15 protein-coding genes are annotated in these 18,884 nt (G+C 72.8%); 6 read left to right on the top strand and 9 right to left on the bottom strand.

Going from position 1 to position 18,884, the window contains the following annotated elements:
• Positions 1-52: 52 nt before the first annotated feature.
• From ACIBST_RS03735 to ACIBST_RS03725, 3 genes are all read left to right on the top strand, one after another.
• Entirely contained in the window at positions 53-2,665 is a 2,613-nt protein-coding gene (locus ACIBST_RS03735; RefSeq protein ID WP_397168802.1) for a CHAT domain-containing protein, read from the top strand.
• Entirely contained in the window at positions 2,662-5,760 is a 3,099-nt protein-coding gene (locus tag ACIBST_RS03730) for a tetratricopeptide repeat protein (protein WP_397168800.1), read from the top strand. The genes ACIBST_RS03735 and ACIBST_RS03730 overlap by 4 nt, the downstream gene beginning before the upstream one ends.
• Positions 5,761-6,163: 403 nt before the next feature.
• Positions 6,164-7,771, top strand: a complete 1,608-nt coding sequence (locus tag ACIBST_RS03725) for a sensor histidine kinase (RefSeq protein WP_397168798.1) — start codon at positions 6,164-6,166, stop codon at positions 7,769-7,771.
• A gap of 33 nt (positions 7,772-7,804) precedes the next feature.
• Here ACIBST_RS03725 and ACIBST_RS03720 read toward each other — a convergent pair whose 3' ends face one another.
• Together ACIBST_RS03720 and ACIBST_RS03715 are read right to left on the bottom strand one after the other, a co-directional pair.
• Positions 7,805-8,479 (bottom strand): alpha/beta hydrolase, encoded by a 675-nt coding sequence (locus tag ACIBST_RS03720; protein WP_397168797.1) that lies wholly within the window; start codon positions 8,477-8,479, stop codon positions 7,805-7,807.
• A gap of 162 nt (positions 8,480-8,641) precedes the next feature.
• A complete protein-coding gene (locus tag ACIBST_RS03715; RefSeq protein WP_397168795.1) occupies positions 8,642-9,745 on the bottom strand; it encodes a hypothetical protein in 1,104 nt (367 codons plus the stop codon).
• Positions 9,746-9,851: 106 nt separating this feature from the next.
• On the opposite strand from ACIBST_RS03715, the gene ACIBST_RS03710 reads away from it, so the two are divergent.
• Positions 9,852-10,433: a hypothetical protein gene (locus tag ACIBST_RS03710; RefSeq protein ID WP_397168793.1), complete on the top strand. Its 582-nt coding sequence runs from the start codon at positions 9,852-9,854 to the stop codon at positions 10,431-10,433.
• 46 nt (positions 10,434-10,479) lie between these two features.
• Here ACIBST_RS03710 and ACIBST_RS03705 read toward each other — a convergent pair whose 3' ends face one another.
• On the bottom strand, positions 10,480-11,262 hold the full coding sequence (locus ACIBST_RS03705; RefSeq protein WP_397168791.1) for a helix-turn-helix domain-containing protein: 783 nt from the start codon (positions 11,260-11,262) through the stop codon (positions 10,480-10,482).
• 86 nt (positions 11,263-11,348) lie between these two features.
• On the opposite strand from ACIBST_RS03705, the gene ACIBST_RS03700 reads away from it, so the two are divergent.
• Entirely contained in the window at positions 11,349-12,191 is an 843-nt protein-coding gene (locus ACIBST_RS03700) for an NAD(P)H-binding protein (protein WP_397168790.1), read from the top strand.
• A gap of 31 nt (positions 12,192-12,222) precedes the next feature.
• Here ACIBST_RS03700 and ACIBST_RS03695 read toward each other — a convergent pair whose 3' ends face one another.
• The 3 genes from ACIBST_RS03695 to ACIBST_RS03685 all read right to left on the bottom strand — a co-directional run bounded on the left by ACIBST_RS03695 (position 12,223) and on the right by ACIBST_RS03685 (position 15,183).
• Positions 12,223-12,441 (bottom strand): EF-hand domain-containing protein, encoded by a 219-nt coding sequence (locus tag ACIBST_RS03695; protein ID WP_397168788.1) that lies wholly within the window; start codon positions 12,439-12,441, stop codon positions 12,223-12,225.
• A gap of 241 nt (positions 12,442-12,682) precedes the next feature.
• On the bottom strand, positions 12,683-14,113 hold the full coding sequence (locus ACIBST_RS03690; RefSeq protein ID WP_397168786.1) for an endo-1,4-beta-xylanase: 1,431 nt from the start codon (positions 14,111-14,113) through the stop codon (positions 12,683-12,685).
• A 470-nt stretch (positions 14,114-14,583) separates the two neighbouring features.
• Entirely contained in the window at positions 14,584-15,183 is a 600-nt protein-coding gene (locus ACIBST_RS03685; protein ID WP_397168784.1) for a TetR/AcrR family transcriptional regulator, read from the bottom strand.
• 53 nt (positions 15,184-15,236) lie between these two features.
• Between ACIBST_RS03685 and ACIBST_RS03680 the strand changes: the two genes are divergently transcribed.
• Positions 15,237-15,647 (top strand): DUF4345 domain-containing protein, encoded by a 411-nt coding sequence (locus ACIBST_RS03680; RefSeq protein WP_397168782.1) that lies wholly within the window; start codon positions 15,237-15,239, stop codon positions 15,645-15,647.
• 9 nt (positions 15,648-15,656) lie between these two features.
• Here the strand turns inward: ACIBST_RS03680 and ACIBST_RS03675 are convergent, their stop codons facing one another.
• The 3 genes from ACIBST_RS03675 to ACIBST_RS03665 all read right to left on the bottom strand — a co-directional run bounded on the left by ACIBST_RS03675 (position 15,657) and on the right by ACIBST_RS03665 (position 18,814).
• Positions 15,657-16,199: a hypothetical protein gene (locus ACIBST_RS03675; RefSeq protein WP_397168780.1), complete on the bottom strand. Its 543-nt coding sequence runs from the start codon at positions 16,197-16,199 to the stop codon at positions 15,657-15,659.
• 152 nt (positions 16,200-16,351) lie between these two features.
• Positions 16,352-17,599 (bottom strand): alpha-L-fucosidase, encoded by a 1,248-nt coding sequence (locus tag ACIBST_RS03670; protein ID WP_397169421.1) that lies wholly within the window; start codon positions 17,597-17,599, stop codon positions 16,352-16,354.
• A gap of 27 nt (positions 17,600-17,626) precedes the next feature.
• Complete coding sequence (locus ACIBST_RS03665) at positions 17,627-18,814, bottom strand: ROK family protein (protein ID WP_397168778.1); 1,188 nt, start codon at positions 18,812-18,814, stop codon at positions 17,627-17,629.
• Positions 18,815-18,884 lie beyond the last annotated feature (70 nt).

The following is an 18,884-nucleotide window of genomic DNA, read 5'->3' as shown; positions in this document are numbered from 1 at the left end:
GGCCTTCGCCGTGCCGCAGAACCCTTGAGACCACCATGCCCTGGAGACGCCGATGGTTCGTGACCTCGTTCAGGTGGACGCCATGCTGGCGCAGGTGACCACACTGGTCGACGCGCACCGGTTGCCCGAAGCCGAGGCCCTGCTCAAAGCACTGCTGGAGAGGCTGGACGAGCTGCCCGCCGACCGGCGCGTCCGCGTGCTGCTGGAGTGGGGCTGGCACCAGGGGGCCGTCCAGCGCAACGACGTGGCGCGCGCCGCGCTGGCCGAGGCCGTCGCCCTCGCGGAGCGGTTGGGGGAGCCCAAGCTCCTGTGCGAGGCGCTGCGCGAGGCGGCGATCGTGGCCCGCTATGACGGCGACTACCTGGCTGCCGACCGGCTGCTGGAACGTTCCGAGCAGGTTGCCCGGAAGGGGAACGACGATCTGGAGGTCGGGTACGCGCTGGTGCAGAGGGCCAAGACCGCCCACCTCGACGGCGACTTCGTCAAGGCCCGCGGGTTCCTGCTGGAGGCCCTGCGCGCCGCCGAGCGGTGTCCGCCCGGTCCGGCGGCCGAGCTTCTCCTCGCCGGGGGCCGTGGCGAGCTGGCGCTCTCGGCACGGCTGGCGCGCGACTACGACACCGCCCGCGATCTGCTCGTCCAGTCCTTGGAGGGATATCGCGGCCTCGGGCGCCGGGTGGGAGCCGCGAACGCGGAGCGTGAACTGGGCGCGGTGCTGGCGGAGGTCGGCAAGAGGGAGGAGGCGCGGCGGCACTACGCCGCCGCCTTCGCCGGCCACCTGCGGGCCGGTCGCCGTTTCGGCGCCGCCCAGGTGGCTCGCCGCATGGGGAACCTCGACATGACCGACGTCGCCGACGACCCCGCGGTGGCGGCTCGCGTACGCCGCAGATTCGCGCAGTCGCTGCGCCTGGGGGGTGGTGAGGCGGGCAACCAGGTGCTCACCACCCTGGGCCTGGCTCAGCTGGCCCGCCTCGAAGGCGACCTCGACGCGGCGGAGGAGCTGCTCGACGACGTCGTCCAGATGTACAGCGCCATGGGCGGCGGCCAGAACATCGCCCGCGGCCTGTCGCAGGCCGCCCTTGAGGCCGGACTCATCGCTCGTGGGCGCGCGGACCGCCCCACCGCGATCATGCGGTTCCGCGAGGCGCTCGCCGCCCTGCGGGTGAGCGACGACCCGGGCGCAGCCGGTCTCGTCCACTACCATCTGGCCACCGAACTGATCCTCGCGGATCAGGTGGACGAGGCCACCCGCCATGCCGTGGCCGCATTCGAGCTGGACGAGGAGCACGGCCGGCGGCTGCGGGCGCCCGATGAGCGCCGCTCCTTCTACGAGTCCCACCGGCACACGTACGGGCTGGCCCTGCACTGCGCCGCGCGGGCGGGGGACGGGCGTACCGCTCTGAAGGTCGCGACCGCGGCCCGGTCGGACGCGCTGGCGGCGTTCGTGCGCGCCGGAGCCACGTTCGCCCCCGCGCTGCGCGAGCTGATCGGGGAGATCACGCTGAGGAGGGCGGAACTCCGGTCGCGGGACGCCCGCCCCGAGGACGCCGACCGGCTTCGGGAGCTGTACCGGCGCCTGGAGGACGAGACCTCCCGCCAATTACGGCAGACCGTCGAGGGCGGCGCCGACCTCGACGAGATGATCGCGAGCCTGCCGGAGGGCGGCCACGCGCTGCTGGTGGACGTCCTGGAGGAGGACGACACCTTCTGCCACCGCATCTGGGTGACGTCCGAGGGGGTCCGGGCCGTCGAAGAGGTGATCATGCCGACGGGCGTGCGGCGGCACCTGGACGCCTACCACCAGGCTCAGGACGAGATCGCCTGGCAGCCGCAGGAGACAGAGCTGGCCGAGCTCGGCCGGACGCTCGTCCCCGGCGAGCTGGCGGAGACGCTGGCTGCGGGCGCGAACCCGCCGCTGATCGTCTCCACGGGCAGCGTCCTGGGGCCGGTGCCCGTGGCGGCCCTGATGATCGACGGCCGGTACCTCGCCGAGCTGGCGCAGATCTCCGTGGTGCCGTCGCTGGCCCTGTGGTCGGCGTTACGGGCGCGTCCTCCCCGCCGCGGCCGGGGAACGCTGGCCTTCCTCGATCACGGCCTGCCCGGCTGGCGGCGGGAGAAGGACGCGTTGCGGTCCATGCCGGGCCCGGTCGAGCTGGCCGGGCAGCAGGAGCTGCGCGACCGGCTCGCGGACGCGAGCGGCTACGCGGCGGTCGTGCTCAGCGCGCACGGCGCGGAGCCACGGTCCGGGGACGACGGCCCGTCGCCGCACGCCGGCCTCGCGCAGGCCGTCGAACTCGGCCCCGACGACCTGCTGACGGCGGCGCAACTGCTGGGCTGCCGGTTGCCCGACGCGTTCATCACCGCATCATGCTGGTCGGGCCGGCTGGCCGTACGGGCGGCGGTCGACCCCCTGGGCCTGCCGACGGCAGCGTTGCTGGCCGGCGCGCGGTGGGTCCTGGCCGGGACCGTGGACATCGGCAGCACGCCGACCGCGACGCTGCTGCGGACCTTCTACGAGCTCCTGCGGGCCGGCATCCCGCCCTCGGCGGCGCTCCAGCGGGCACAGCTCGACTACCTCCGGCGGCGGTCGTCGCCGGCGCCGGGAACCTGGGCCGGGCTGACCGTCATAGGCGACGGTCTCTCCCCTCTGCTGCCGGAGTCGTCGTGATCTTCAAGCGGAGGTCGGCCGACAGGGCCGTGCGGGCCGGCGAGGACGCCTACTTCGGCGGCGACCTGGACACGGCCGCAGCCGAGTTCGGCCGCGCCCTGGAGCTGTGGACGGCCCTCGCGCCGGGGTCGGACCGCATCGCCGCCTGCCTCAACTGGCTGGGACGCGTCCGCCAGGATCAGGGCGAGCTGGACGCGGCCGAGGACCTGTTCACCAGGGCGTTGCGGGCGGAGGGCGAGCGCACGGACGACCCGCCCGGCACGCCCGAGGCCGGCAACGCGCTCAACAATCTGGGCCGTCTGGCGTTCGCGCGCGGCGAGCACCGGACGGCCGTCGCGCTCTACCGGCGGGCCATCGCCATCTTCGAGGACGGCGGGCGGCCGACGGCCGAGTCGGCGGTCATCGTGAACAACCTCGGTTCCGTGCACGACGCCTTGGGGGAGTACGACCAGGCGCTGTCCTGCTACCAGGAGGCACTGCGGCTCGCCGGGGACGACGCGCCCGCCTTCGTCGCCACCTGCCTGAACAACATCGGCGGGGTGCATCACGTACGCGGTGACCTCGATCAGGCGCTGGCCGCCTACCGGGAGGCGCTGGAGTTGTGCCGTCGCGCCCGCCGTCCCGCCGCGGGAGCGACGGTCCTGGCCAACCTCGGCCATGTCACCCTGGACCAGGGCGATCACGCGGCTGCGCGGCGCTTCTACGAAGCTGCGCTGGAAACCAGCCGGGCAGTCGACGCCGGGTCACTGCAGACGGCGAACGCGCACGTGTCGCTGTCGCGGGTGCTGCTCGCGGACGGCGATCCGGACGCGGCGAAGCGGAGCGTACAGCGGGCGATGGACATCGCGGTGGCCTCGGCCCCCGGCTCCGCGACGCACGCCGGAGCGCTCGGCGCGCTGGGCCAGGCGTACCAGTTGTCCGGAGACCTCGGCCATGCCCTCGAAGCGCACCGGCAGGCTCTGAAGCTGCATCGCGATCTCGCCGAGCGCTCGACCGGGACCGCCGTCGCGCTCAACAATCTCGGCGCCGTCTATCACGACATGGGTGACCTGCGGCGAGCCTTGAGCTACTACGAGCAGGCCCGTGACCTGCAGCACGCCCTGGCTCCCGTCGCGGTGGCCACCGCCAGCACACACAGCAACGTCGGCTCCGTCCTGCGGACGCTGGGGGAGACGGACGCGGCGCTCTCCGCGTACCGGACGGCTCTGGACATCGATCAGCGCGCCGCGCCGGCATCCCGCGAGCACGCGACGGACCTGACCAACATCGGCGGGGTGTACGCCGCCCGTGGTGACCTGGACGAGGCGCTCGACCACCTCACCCGGGCCTACCAGGCCGACCGGGACCGGCTGCCGGACTCGCCCGCGGTGGCGGCCTCGCTCGCCAACCTGGCCTGGGTCCGGCACCTGCGCGGTGAGGACGACGAAGCCCGGCGACTGGCGGAGCGGGCGCTGGAGATCGACCGGCGCCGCGTGCCCGGCTCGGACCGGGTGGCCGGCGACCTCATGCTTCTCGGGGAGATCGCCAGGGCCCGCGGCGACCTCGACATCGCCGCCGAGAACCTCAGAGAGGCCGTGAACCTCAGCGAGGCGCTGCGCAACCGGTCCGGTACGACGCCGAGCGCCCGTGAGCCGGCGCTGACCGAGCGGCACATCGCCTATCACAAGCTGGTGGCCGTCCTGCACGCGCGGGGCGAGCACGCCGACGCCTTCGACCAGGCGGAGCGCGTCCGCGCGCGGACGACGAGCGACCTGCTCGCCGAGCGCGGGATCGATCTGACGCCTGCCACGGACGAGCAGCACGCTCTCGTGGCCGACGACCGGCGGCTGCGGCACCGGCTGTCCGCGCTCCGCAAGCAGTCCGCGTACCACGGCGAGAACGGCGTCGAGGCCGAGATCCAGCGGGTCGAGGAGGAGCTGGAGAGCGTTCTGACCCGCCTGCGGAAGGTGTTTCCCGGATACGCCGACCTACGTGCGCCCGACCCGCTCACCCTCGGGCAGGCGCAGGCCGTGCTCGGTGACGGCGAGGTCATGCTCGCCTACGCGGTGACGGGCGACATGGTGTTCGGCTGGTCGGTCACTCGCACCGGCTTCCACATGGCGGAACTGCCCGTCTCCCCGGCCGGTCTGGCGGAGCTGGTGGACACGGCCACGGCGGCGTACCGGCGCGGTGAGCCGGGCGGCGACGCCGAAAGAGACGCGCAGGAGGAGCTCGCCCGGCTGGTGCTGCGCCCGCTCCTGCCCGGCGGCGCGGGCCGGGGGCGACGGATGATCGTGGTCCCCGAGGGCCGGCTGGCCTACCTGCCGTTCGAACTGCTCCCGCATCCGGACGGAGGCCACCTGACCGACCACAGCGTGGTGTCGTACGCGCCTTCCGCCACCGTGCTGAGCCAGCTCCGCGGGACGCCCCCCGCACAGGCGGGCAAGATGTTCCTCGGGTTCGGCGACCCCGTGCTGCCGGACCCGGGCGGTGAGGCGGCGCAACCGCTGTGGCCGGGGACGGACGAGGCGTTCTCCCGGTTGCCCGGCACCCGCCGCGAGCTGCGTGCCATCGCCGAGGTGTTCGGCGACCTCGCTCGGGTGCGTCTCGGGCCGTCTGCGACCGAAGCGGCGGTCCGGCGGGAGGCGCCGGAGTACCGGTTCGTCCACTTCGCCACGCACGGCGTCCTGGATGACGTCAATCCGCTCTACTCGGGACTGGTCCTGTCACCTCCGGCGCCTGAGGAACTGGCGGACTTCGACAACCTGGACGAGGTCCTGCAGATGCACGAGATCTTCGACCTCAGGCTGCGCGCCCAGGTCGTCACCTGCTCCGCCTGCGACAGCGGACTGGGCCGGATGCGCGCCGCGGAGGGCATGGTGGGGCTGAGCCGCGCCCTCCTGTACGCCGGGGCGCGGAACGTCGTGCTCACGCTCTGGCCCATTCAGGACGCGCCGGCCCGGCGCCTGATGCGGCGCTTCTACGAGGAACTGGCGCGCGGCCGACCGGCCGCCGAGGCGCTTGCCGTCGCCAAGGCCGCGGTCCGGCGCGCCCACCCGCGGGTCTACCGCGACCACGGGACGTGGGCGCCGTTCATCGTCATCGGCGCCAACTGATCCCGCCGGCCCCGGTGAACTCGTCTGTTCCGCATGCGAGAGGTCCGACAGGGCATCACGCGCCCAGGCCGCGCGCGAGCGGTGTCGCTCCCGGCGCTTGGGGTGCACCAGAGCAGGCGCTGGCGGTCGTCCTCGCTGAAGAGGCCGAGGCAGGTGAGGGCGAGCAGGCCGACGGCAGGGGGGACGATCCGCTTGCGCTCGTCCCTGCGCACCGCTGATGGAGGTGACCTCCGCCCGCGCGTCGGCGCAGCCCGTCGTACGGGCCCAGCCAGCCGCGTCGTCCTCATGTTCGACGTTCCTTCAGGTGGCACCGAAATCAGGCTGATCCGCCGCGCGGCGAATCTGTCGACGTGACGGTAGTTCGGGAGTATCGATCTCCGGGCTGTCTGGATACCGTTGGCGCATGCGATGGCGTGGCAAGGCGCTGGATGTCCTGCTGGTGACGGCCGCCATCGGCTTCGACGTCCTGACCACGTGGCAGACCTGGGGGACCGCGGCGGCGCCCGTGGTGATCTGCGGCGCCTTCTCCGTGCTGGCCGGGGCTCCCATGGGGTTCCTGCGGCGGTGGCCGGTGGCGGTGGCCGGCTACCTGGCGGGGCTGCTCGTCCTCACCGACCAGCTCGGCGCGTTCACCGTCAACACCGTGCAGATCCTGCTCCTGGCGGCCCTCGGCGTCGTCGCGCACAGGGCGCGGCCGCTCACCGTGTCCTGCTCGGCCCTGGTCGTGGGCGCGGCCACCCTGGTCAACCTGGCCGATCCCGGCCACCCCGTCACGGCCGGCGCCTGGTGGTACTGCGCCGCGGCCGTCGTGGTGCCCGTCCTGATCGGCGTCTACCTGCGCGGCCCGGCCGGACGCCTGCCCGAGCGCGACGTCACTCCAGACGTGCTGCTGGCCGGCGGCGGGCTCACCCTGACCGTCCTGAACACCTGGACGGGCTGGGACACCGCCGGGGGGCCGGTCTGGGTCACCGCGTCGGTGGTGGTGCTCGCGGGCCTGTCCCTGGGCGTCGCGCGGCGGCTGCCGGGGCTGGTGTTCGTCCTTCAGGTCGTCCTCATGCCGCTGGCCGGCCGGTACTTCGAGGAGGCGACGGCCACCTGCGTCATGCTCGTCCTCGTCGCCCTGGGCGTGTTCGCCATGCGCGTGGCCTCCCGGCTCTGGACGATCGTCGTCTACCTCGTCGCCGTTCTCGTCGTCGCCGCCTTCACCGCCGCGCCGGCCGACGCCGGGCTGGGCGCCGAGGGGCGGCCGATGCGTGTCCTGGCGCTGATGACGCTCGTCGTGGCCCCCGTGGCGAGCGGCCGCTACCTGCGGGCCCGGCAGGCCGCGAGCCAGGCGGAACGGCTGCGCCTGCGCGAGTCGCGACAGCGCGCGCTGGCCCAGGTGCGCGCCGACCAGCTGGCCGAGCGCGAGAGCATCGCCCGCGAGATGCACGACATCGTCGCCCGCCACGTCGGCGCCATGGTCCTGCGGGCCGGCGCCGCCCGCCACGCCGACCCCGGCGGGCCCTCCGGCCAGGTGCTCACCGACATCCGTGACACCGGCCACCAGGTGCTCGAAGACCTCCACGGCCTGCTCGACCTGCTGCGCGACCCCGGAAGGCAGCCCGGCCCGCCGGCCGACCCGGCTGCCGTGATCCGCCAGTCGGCCGAGCGCATGAGCGCGGCGGGGCTGCTCGTCGAGCTCGACCTCGGCCCCGAAGTGGCGCGGACGCCTCTGCCGGCCCGCGCCGCGGCTGCCAGGATCGTCCAGGAGGGGCTCACCAACGTCCTCAAACACGCGGGGGCGGGCACCCGGGTGCGGGTCAGCCTCACCGCGGCCCCCGGCGGGCTGGCCGTCGAGGTGCGCAACGGCCGCCCGCCCGCCGCCCCGCTCGGCCTGCCCTCCTCCGGGCAAGGGCTGCGCGGCGTCCGCGAACGCGCCCACGCGCTCGGCGGCACCCTCACCGCCGGCCCGGACGAGGACGGCGGCTGGCTGCTGACCGTCCTGCTGCCCACCGGGCACGCGTCGTGATCCGCACGGCCTGGAGATCGGGCGATCCGCGGTTCAGCCGGGCGATGACCGCACGATGCCGTCGACGAGAGCGGCCAGGCGGTCCGGCTGGGACAGGAACGGGCAGTGGCCGCTGGTCAGCCTGCGGATCTCGGCGGCTCGGGCTGCCATCCGCTCCTGCAGGACGGGCGGGAGTGCCCGGTCCCGCTCGGTGATGACGTAGGTGGAGGGGATGTCGTGCCAGCCGGCCGCGCCGGTCTTCTCCGTGAAGGACCGCGCGCTCTGGTTGACCAGGCGGCTCATCTCCCGCTCGGCCTCGGCGTCCGGCAGGTCGCCGTAGAACGAGGTGCGCGGCTGGTCGATGAGGGGGAACAGGCCGCTCGTGTCGTCGGGGTCCGGCAGGCCGTGGAGGGTGCACAACGACTGTCCCCGGTCCGGCACGTACGCGGCCAGGTAGATCAGCCGCTCGACGTTGCCCGCCCCGGCGGCGGCCTCGGTCGCCGGGATGCCCCCGTAGGAGTGGGCCAGCAGCACGATCGGGCCCCCGACCGCGGCCAGTTCCGCGGCCAGCACGGCGGCGTCGTCGTGCATGCCGGCGGTGGGACGTTCGCCGGCGCTCGGGAGGGCGGGCGCGCGCGTGGCGTAGCCGAGGGCGTGCAACTCGGGTTCGAGCCTCGTCCAGGTGCTCGGCCGGTGCCAGGCGCCGTGGACCAGCATCACGGTGGTCATGAAGGGACTCCTGGGCTCCTAGGGGGTCGATGGGTGATGCGTTCTCCGGTCGTGGCCGACGTGCTGCCGGAGCCGTCCTGGCGGAGTCGGCGCAGCCGGCCACGGCTGTATCCTCCGACGTGCGCGAGCCGAGGTCGAGACCGATGAGCGGGCGCGGCCGGGTCAGGGCCCGCCAAGGGGTCCGCGGCGGACCGCGCGGTCCGCATCCTGGACGCCGGGCGGGTGGTCGAGCAGTCGCAGGATCTCGCCGGACAGAAGCTCGTCCGGGCCCTTGAGTGCGTCGGCGAGCTTCGTGTCGGTGCAGAAGATCATCTCTGCGGCGACGTTGTCCTGCACGATCCGGGCGACGTTGTCCAGGGCGACGGCGATCGGCTCGGAGGGCAGCTCGGCCGTGGAGATGTCGATCAGGTGGGTGCCGGCCCGTGCCGGGTCCATGAAGCGCTTGATGATGACGGAGTTCTGGTTCAGGGAGGACGTGGTCCAGATCGTGAAGACGACGACGTACAGGTTCTTCCAGGCGTTGTCGCCGAGCTGCCCGCGCCAGCGGGTCATGACGTCCGTGACGCCGTCGATCTGCGCCTCGGACGCCCAGTACATGTTGGTGCGGATGTTCGGGTACACGCTGCCCGAGTAGTCCTCGAAGGAGTCCAGGTCGAAGGAGCGGCTCCGGGTGGCGTCCACGATGAACTCGCGTGATCTGTCGAGAATGTTCGCGCACGACTGCTGAAGGCCGGGTGGAAGTCTCGCCTCGTCGAGGTGCCGGCGGGCCGTGTCGATCGTGGCGGCGACGTCCTTGAGCGGCTGGATCCAGCCGTCCTCCGGACCCTTGAACGCGACCATGTCCAGGTCGTGCGGATCGATTCTGGCGCTCTGGAACGCCGGGACCTGCTTGGGCAGGTAGGGGGCGATGGCGGTGAAGATGCCCAGCGGGAGGTGGGCGATCGACTTCGCCAGCTCGTAGAGCTCGTCGACCGGGTGCAGCGACTCCACTGCCCGCCCGTTCGAGACGAGGCTGTACCGGCCACCCCGATGGTCGTTCTGGACGACGACGACCGGGCTCAGGTGCTTGGCGAGGTCGGCCTTCAGCGCGGCGTAGCTCCGCCGCGTGCCGGCGTTGACCGCACGGATCGCGTCGCGGGCCGGCCCTTGTCCGGCCGCGTCCGGCGGAGCGGCGACAGCACGCGCGACGGGCAGGACGGCGCCCCCGAGCAGCGTCGTCGCACCGGCTGCGGTGGCGGTGCCGAGGAATCCTCTGCGGGTGACCACTGGCTGACCTGCCTCTCTGGAGCCGCTGTCCGGGACCGGAATGTTGACGTAATGTTTGTGCATGCTAACGGTAAGTAGCCGGCCTGTGAGGTCTCCAGGCCGGGACATGCGAGTTCTCCCGAGCGTCCGGCCGGTCGTGTCCGCCTCGCGCGGGCCTCGGTTCGCCGGGCGGGCGATCGGCGGCCTTGCGCTGCTCGTCGCGATGGTCGCCGCCTTGCTCGGCCCGGCCGCGACCGGCGCGCGCGCCGCGATCGGGATCACCAAGTGCACGGGGTCCCAGACGGTGACCTACAGCCCCGGCCTCACCGACCAGCCCCGGGAGGTGACGGTCAGCGGGAAGGCCCCCTTGATCGAGTGCGCCTCCAGCAGTGATCCCAGCATCTTCCAGGCCACGTCGGCCTTCTCCGCCACGGGGACGTTCTCCTGCACCTCCGGCACGAGGACCGGGAGCCGGATGATCACCTGGAACAACGGCAACACCAGCACGCTGTCCTCCACCTCCACCGTCTCGCTCAACGGCGCGGAGAGCATCGTGCTGATCAAGGGGGTGGTGGTCGACGGCGAGTTCGAGGGGGCGCGGTGGACCGGCACGTTCACCATGTTCAGCACGAAGCCCCAGGCCTGCCTCACCGCGCAAGGGCTCACCGGCGTCTCCGGCCCGCTCGCCCTGAGCATCGGCCCGCTCTGAACCGTCCCGAACGTGAGGCGGGGGCCTTCGGACACCTGCCGGCGGGTCAGCAGGGCTGGAGGGCGGGCAGGCGGCCCTGGAAGTAGGCGGCCGGTGTGACGCCCATCAACGTACGGAACTCGGCCGTCATGTGGGACTGGTCGTAGTAGCCGGTGTCCGTGGCCAGGTCGGCCCAGCGGCCGCCGGCGCGACCGAGGGCGAGGGCTTTGCGGACGCGTTCGATGCGTTCGTAGCGTTTGGGCGACAGGCCGACGGCGTCGGCGAACAGGCCGCGCAGGTGACGTTCGCTGACGGCGAGGTGGCGGGCGAGTGCGGGCAGCGGTTCGCGCCGTGCGCCCGTACGACCGCGCAGCGCCCGGACGGCGGCCTGGACCAGTTCGCGTCTCGTCCCGTCCGCCGAGATCCTGGCGGGCAGCGCCGCCGCCAGATGCCGGAGCACCAGGCCGTGGTCGCCGCCCGCGCGCCTCAGGGCGGCGACCAGCGGCGCGCAGGAGGCGCCCCACAGCTCCCCGAGGGGGATCACCCGGTCCACGACCTCGCTCACCGGGACGCCGAGCAACGGCCGGGTGGCCCCCGGACGCAGCCGCAACCGCAGGCAGAACGGCAGGTCCTTGCCGACGTGGTACGAGGCACGGGTGCGCGGGCCCATGACGAGCAGGTCGCCGTGCCCGGCGCGGGACGTACGGAAGATCAGGGACGTGCCGGGGTCGGGGAGGTGCACCAGCGGCGGCCGCCCGCCCGCCGCGGGATCCTCCGCCCTCAGCGCGCTCACCGCCTCGACCAGCGGGCGCAGACGGTCCGGCACGGTCATCGGGACCTCGATGCTCATGACCCCACGGTAGCCGCGCCGCGGGCTGCGCACGTGTGCCGAAAGTTCCTATCAAGGCTGGTGGGCGGGGCGGCAGAGTGATCCGCATGATTGTTGTCACGGGTGCCACGGGCACGGTCGGCGGTGAGGTGGTCCGGCTGCTGGCGGGCCGGGGCGAGCGGGTCCGGGCGATGACGCGGGAACCGTCGAGGGTCGCGATGCCGCCGGAGGTGGAGGTCGTACAGGGGGATTTCGACGATCCGGGGTCGTTGGCCGGAGCGGCGCGCGGCGCCGGCGCCGTGTTCCTGCTCAGTGCCCCGGGCCCCTGGCTCGCCCGGCACGACCAGGCGATGGTCCGGGCGGCGCGGGCGGCGGGGGTGCGGAAGGTGGTGAAGCTCTCGGCGATCGGCACGGGAGAGGAGCACGGCGGCGCCAGGGTCGGGGACTGGCATCGGGCCGGAGAGCAGGCGTTGCGCGCGAGCGAGCTGGACTGGACGGTGTTGCGGCCGTCCAGCTTCGCCTCCAACGCCTTGAGGTGGGCCGCGCAGGTCCGGCTCGGGCGGCCGGTGCCGAACACGACGGGCCGGGGCCGGCAGGGGGTCGTCGATCCGCGGGACGTCGCGGAGGTGGCGGTGCGGGCGCTGACGTCCGACGAGCACGTGGGGTCCGTTCTCACGCTGACCGGGCCCGAACTGCTCAGCGTCCCGGACATGGCCAGGACGCTGGGCGAGACGCTCGGACGGCCCGTCGAGACGGTGGACGTGCCGCTGGAGGTCTACCGCGCGCAGCTCGTCGCCGCGGGGATGGATGCCGGGTTCGCCGACGTCGCGGTCGACGGCTCCCGGCTGGTGGCGCGGGACGGCAACGCCCGGCTCACCCCTGACGTCGAGCGGGTGCTGGGACGTCCCCCTCGCACGTTCCGCACCTGGGCGGCCGATCATCTCCGGTGACGCCGGCCGCCGGGTCAGGGCGAGCGCGCCGTCACCTGTTCCAGGCCACCAGGAACTCCGCCAGCGAGATGCGCCCGTCCACGTCCCCGTCGCGCTCGTCCGAGACGTGGAAGATCGAGTCGAGCTCGGTCGCGGTGACCTCCTCGCCGCGGGCGGTCATGGCGAGCGCGAACTCCTCGCGGGTGATGTAACCGTCCCGGTCGCGGTCGAACTCCCTGAACGTGGCGGCCGGGTCGTCAAGGTCTGGCATCGGTGACCTCTCCTTCGATGTACTGACAAAGCAACATCGAAGCACAAGCCCGAACCCGGGTGAGGGACGACGGGCCGAAAAGCGCTCACGGCCCCGCCCACCTCCGCGAGGACCCGGCCTGGGCGGCGAGGAGCTCGGCGTACCTGACCGTGCTGAGGCGGTGGGCGATGACGACGCGCGCCCGCCGGGCGGTGGCGAGGACCGGACCGCCCGGCGCCGGCGACCGGGTTCTTTCCGGCTGTTACGGGTGTCCCGGCATGTCGGGCAGCTCCCAGACCGGGGTGCCCGAGCACGGCACCAGTTCGAGGACGGCTCCCGCGGTGGTGCTCCGGTCCTCGACGGCGACGCATCTGGAGTTGCTGACGGACACGATCTGCTGCCCGTCCCCCGACGGACGCAGCTCGAACTGGTAGTCGGTGAGCAAGGGCGCGCACGAGCCGCGGGTCAGGGGGTACTGGATCCCCGCCCTCGGGATCCCGACCTTGAGGCACTGCTCTCCGGACGGGTCGGAGATCTGGTAGGTCTTCGTCGCCGTGCGGCGGAACAGCAGCCGCTGGTTCGTGCCGCACACCGCCTGGACGACCTGCGTGCCGGAGAAGGACAGGCACTTGTCGGAGTGGCCGGCGACGGCGGTCGAGGTGAAGTCCCGGTCCGTCAGCCCGGACCGGAGCTGGAGGTAGGCGGGCTTCTTGGCCAGCTTCTCGTCCAGAGGGTGGGCCGCACCCCAGCCGGAGATCCCGGACGGCACCCACGAGTACTTGTCGGTGAGGCTCCACATGGTCAGGGACACGCAGCGGGCGACGGCCAGGCACGCGGTGGCGGCCCGGCGGTAGACCTCGCCCTGGGCGGCCAGCTTGTCCGCGTCCACCGGCAGCTTGAGCCGGACGTCCAGCTCGGTGACGGCCACGTCGACGCCGAGCGTGGCGAACAGCTGCAGAGTGCTCTTGAGCTGCGTCAGCGGCAGCGTGCCGGGGATCGGGTCCTGGATCATGGAGTGGGTCTGGAAGCCGACGCCGTCGATCGGCACGCCCTGGGTCCGCAGGTCGTGTACGAGTTTGTAGAGGCCGTCCCGCTTGGGGGTGCTCCACTCGGCGCCGAAGTCGTTGATGTAGAGCTTGGCGGCGGGGTCGGCGGCCCTGGCCCACCGGAAGGCGTCGGCGATGTAGCCGGGGCCCAGGCGCTTGAGCCAGATGGACTGCCTGAGGGTGCCGTCCTCGGCGAGGACCTCGTTGACGACGTCCCACACGGCCACCCGGCCGGCGTAACGCTTGACGGTGGTCTCGATGTGCCGCTGGAGCGCGCCGCGCAGTTCCTGGTCGCTGAGCGAGCCGTCGCTGACCCAGGTGGGCAGGCCGCCGTGCCAGACGAGGGTGTGACCGCGGACCGTCTGCTTGTTCTCCTGGGCGAAGGAGACGATGGCGTCCGCCTTGGCCCAGGTGTACACGCCGCGTTGGGGCTCCACGTTGACCCACTTCATGGCGTTCTCGGGGGTCACGCTGTTGAACTCGTACTTGAGCTTGTCGCGGTAGCCGTTGTCGGTCTCCAAAGCGCGGTCGTTGACGGCCGCGCCGATGCGCAGATTCCGGGCCGCCGCCACGGTGCGCAGGGTCTCCTCGGCGGCGGAGGCGGGGATGACGGCCGTCGCCAGGACGCCGAGCAGAACGGCGCTCATCCCGGCGAGGGACAAAAAGGATATTTTCATCTCTTCTTTCGCTAATTGGCTCACGAGCTGGCAGCTCGTCGTGTGTGAGGGGGGCCAGGAGGCCGGGGGGCAGGAGGCCGGGGGCCGGGGCGTCGATCAGGAAGCGGGCCGGGCAGGTGCCGTCACGCGCCCCGCCTTCCACCGCGCCCGTGACGGACCGGGCACGACCGGTGAGGGCCGGTCCCCCCCCACCAGGCCGACAAAAATAGGGCAATCCGCCCTCGATTCGCCCTCGTCCACGCCTCGAACCGGCCTCGCCGCCGCGTCCCCCCGGGTCTCTGCACCGGCGCTCGGTGATCAAGGGTGAAGCATGATCGCCAAGGCCTGGTCCGGCATCTTAGGGCCGACGGACGTCCGGGCGGAAGGCGCCGCAAGAGCCACGGCGGGAAAGGACCCCGGCGGCGCCGCTGCCCGACGCGGGCCGGGGGAGCGCGCGTCTCTCAGCGGCCGGCCGGGTCGTCGGCGAGCAGGGGTTCGAGGGCGCCGAGGGCCGCGCCGACGCAGATGTCGCGCAGCTGGTCGCGCGGGCAGGTCTCGCGGGTGAGCCAGTCGACGCAGAGGACCTGGACGAAGACCAGCCAGCTCTTCAGGACCCCGGAGACGGCCTCGCGAACGTCGTCGCCCGCGAGCGGCAGGACCGCCAGCAGCCTCGCCCGCAGCGCGTCCAGCTCGTTCGACATGATCGTCTGGATCACCGGATCGCCCGCGAGGACCCGGTTCGCGGCCAGGACGGCGTTGCGGTTGGCCACGAAGTAGTCGAGATGGACGTCCATGCCCTGCGCAAGCTGCTCGCGCAGCGAGTGGGCGGGGTCGAGCCGCGTCTCGGCGAGCAACCGGTCGGCGGCCTGCTGGTAGACGGCGGCGAAGAGGGCCTGCTTGCTCGGGAAGTGCCGGTAGAGCAGCGCCCGTGACACGCCGGCCTGCTCGGCGACGTCCTCCATCAGCACGTCGGCGTAGGGGTGCGCGGCGAAGAGCCGGGCGCCGACGGCGAGGAGCTGGGCGTGGCGTCCGTCAGGGGTGAGTCGCCGGCGTGGAGGCATGGCCCCAGTCTAGTTGACACGCGTCTACTAGTGCGTGCACCGTTAGTAGACACATGTCAACCAAGGCGGGAGAGATCATGGTCAAGGCGCTCCGCACGCTCGCGCAGCTGATGGGGTGGGCCTGCGTGCTGATCGGCCTGCTGCACGTGGCGCTCGGCAACGCGGCGATCCCCGGCGCCGCTGCCGCGGGGCCGACGATCGACAGCTGGGGCCGGTTCATGGGGGCCGCCTTCGCCGGCTACGGGCTGGCGTGGGTGTGGGCGGCGCGGCAGCGCCCGATCCCGGCCCGGGTGGTGCGATGGCTGGCCGCCGTCTTCCTGCTGGGTGGGGTGGGACGGCTGCTCTCGCTCGCCGTGTCCGGCCGCCCCCACGGGTTCCAGATCGTGCTGACGGTCGTCGAACTCGTTCTGCCGCCGGTCCTCTTCTGGCTCGCCGGCGAGGACGAGCGCGCCCGCCCGGCCTGACCGGCGGGCTCAGCCCCAGGTCGCCCGCTGGAGGATCGCGCCGAGCCGGCTGTCGCTCCACTGGTCGAAGACGAGGATCTTCGACTTGGGCAGGTGCCAGATCCGCTCCTGGTAGGAGACGCCGGTCCGCTTGGCCGACTGCGTCGTGCAGCCGACGCGCCAGACGCGGTAGGTGGCCTTGTGCCCCGCGCCGACCGGGCGGATGCCACGGACGACGAGCTTGCCGGGGAAGTCCTCTATGTAGCGCTTGTCGGGTGCGCAGCTCGCCAGCCCGTTGCCCGGGTGGTACGGCTCCTCGGGGTCGTAGGGGTTGCCGTGGCGGGCCAGGGAGATGCCCTCCGGCCCGACGAGGTAGAACCCGCGGCACTCGACGGCGAGCCGGTCGCAGCCGCCGGTCCTGACGTGGATGCCCCACCTGTCCGCCTTCCCGGCCTTCCAGGTAGCGGGGATCTGGAGCGTCATGCCGCGGAAGGTCAGCGGCTTGGTCGCCGCGCTCTGCGCGGGGGCGCCGGTGAACAGGAGGGAGGCGGTCACCACCAGGGTCGTCAACATGATCCGAAGGCTAGGAAAGCCCGCTTGTGGCTCGGCTGCAACGCACTTGGAGCGCGCTCGTACGGCCTGGACCCCGGCGCCGTCCCGCGCCGTGCGCATCGTGCGGCGTCGCACGATGCGCTGCGGCTGCTGCCCTGCCCGGTCGGTGACGGCTAGTCGCGGCCGCTGCCGCGGTAGAGGTCCAGCTCGCCGTCGAGTTCCAGCGCGAGCACCGTGGCGTGCGGGTCGATCGCGTGCGCGGGGGGCGCGTCGATCCACAGGACGCCGGGCACCCCGTTGAGCTCCCCGGTGATCGAGTGCCCGAGCTCGCAGTCGGCGCCGACCACCCTGGCGCGCAGGACGGGATTGCGCAGCCCGCGCACCGTCACCGTGTCGCGGGGCGGGTCGAAGCAGGTCAGGTACAGGGTCCTGCGGTCGGCCGACAGCGTGCTCGGGCCGTAGTGATGGCCCGCCGGCAGGCCGGCGGTCGTGCCGTACACCGCCTCGGCGTGCCGTTCGATCCACGCGCCGAGGCCCTTCAGGCGGTCGGCCTGCTCGGGCAGGATGCGGCCGTCGGCGGTGGGGCCGACGTCGAGCAGGAGGTTGCCGCCCGCGCCGATGGTCTCGGTGAAGTAGCGGACGAGATGGCCCACGGGCTTGTGGTTGGTGTCGTGCGGGCGGAAACCCCAGTTGTCGTTGACGGTGAGGCACAGCTCCCACGGGCCGTCGGGCGGCGTGATGGGGACGCCCTGTTCCGGCGTCGCGTAGTCGCCGCGCGAGAGCATGCGCGCGTTGAGCACGGTCCGCGGCTGTACGGCGAGGATGCGGTCGGCGAGGGCGTCGATGCCCCACTGCTCCTCCGAGCGTTCCCATTCGCCGTCGAACCACAGCAGGTCGGGCCGGTACCGCTCGACGAGCTCGTCCACCTGGCCGTCGCGGTAGGCCAGGTAGCGGGCCCACGCGGCAGGGTCCTCCCGCCCCTCCGGAGGGGTCACGTAGGGGCTCGGGTGGGCCTCCGGGCCGACGACGCTGGGGTAGTCGGGGTGGTTCCAGTCGGAGTGCGAGTAGTACAGGCCGACCTTCAGCCCGCGCTCGCGCAGCGCGTCCGCGAAGGGGCCGACCAGGTCGCGGCCCGCCGGGGAGGCTGTGACGTTCAGCTCTCCGTACGCGCTGTCCCACAGCGCGAAGCCGTCGTGGTGCCGGGTGGTGAGCACGGCGTACCGGGCTCCGGCCTGGGCGAACAGCTCCGCCCACGCCGCGGGGTCATAGCCGTCCGCGGTGAATCCGCCGAGCTGGGCCAGGTAGGCCTCACGGGAGATGTCGCCGTAGTAGAACGACCAGGACTCGGCCACTCCTTCGACGGCGTAGAGGCCGTAGTGGACGAAGATGCCGAGCTTGGCGTCGGGAAACCAGGGCTGCATGGGCACGGGGGGATCCTTCTCCGGTTCTTACCATTTCCAGGGCGGCGTCGAGGCGCTGGAGAGCGTCTTGCCGCCCAGGGCCGAGGTGTAGAGCTGTTCCATGACCGAGGTGGCGGCCAGGCCGCCCGCGCCGGTGATCGACGCGCGGTCCTTCAACGCGGAGGGGACGATCGGGGGCGCGGGCCGTACGGTGCACAGCCTCTCGACGTGGCGGCGCAGCGGGTCGAGAAAGGTGTCGCCCGCCTGGACGTTGCCGCCGCCGACCACCACGATCTCGGGGTCGACGGTGAGCACCAGCGCGGCGATGCCGATCGCGATGACGTCGGCGAACCGGTCGACGGCGGCCACGGCGAGCGGGTCGCCCGCGGTGGCGGCGTCGAACACGCCCTCCCTGCTGACCCGCCGGCCGTCGGCGAGCTCGACGTCGTGCAGGTGCTGCTGGGCATGCTCCCAGCCCATCTGCGGCAGCGCGCCGATCTCGCCGGCGGCGCCGTTCGCGCCTCGCACGACGGCGTTGTTCAGGACGACCCCCGCCCCGGTGCGGTTGCCGGAGTGCACGTAGACCATCGAACCGGCCTCGGCGGCGCTGCCCTTCCACGCCTCGGCGAACGCGGCGAGGTTGGAGTCGTTCTCGACGGCGATGGGGCACTCGAAGGACGCCGCGAAGGCGGTGCGGACGTTGAGCCCCTCCCAGTCGTCGAGGCCGCGCGTCACGACGTCCTGGTAGACCACGGCGGGCACGGACACCCCCATCGCCCACACGTCGGCGCGCCCGCGGCCCTGCGCGGCGAGGAGCCGGTCGACGACCTCGACGGCGTCGGCCAGGACGGCCTCGGGCGGGTCGGCGGCGGAGACGGTGACCGACCGGCTGGCCAGCACCTCGCCGTTCAGGTCGGCGAGCTCGGCGCGGGTGGTGTGCTGGCCGATGTCGATGCCGGCGACGACGGCCGCGCCCGCGTTGAACCGGTAGCGGTTGGCCGGGCGCCCGGCTCCGGTGGGGGAGAGGGGCTCGACGCTCGTCACCCAGCCGAGGGTCACGAGGTCGCCCACCACCGTGTCGGCCGCGGTCTTCGACAGCCCGACGACCTGGGCGATCGCCGGGATGGTGAGCGGCTCATGGCGGATCGCCTCGATCACCGCCAGCGAATTGATGCGGCGCAGGCGCGACTGGCCTGCGGGCTGGCGCAGCAGGCTCGCTTCACGTCCGGTCAGCACTCACGTGGCCCTTTCGTTTCCTGGGACGTCTTCCATTAAAACACAAAGTGTATTTATTATTGCCAACCGT

The organism is Nonomuraea sp. NPDC049684, assembly GCF_044465345.1.
GTDB lineage: Bacteria > Actinomycetota > Actinomycetes > Streptosporangiales > Streptosporangiaceae > Nonomuraea.
This window is presented reverse-complemented; position numbering and strand designations above follow the sequence as displayed.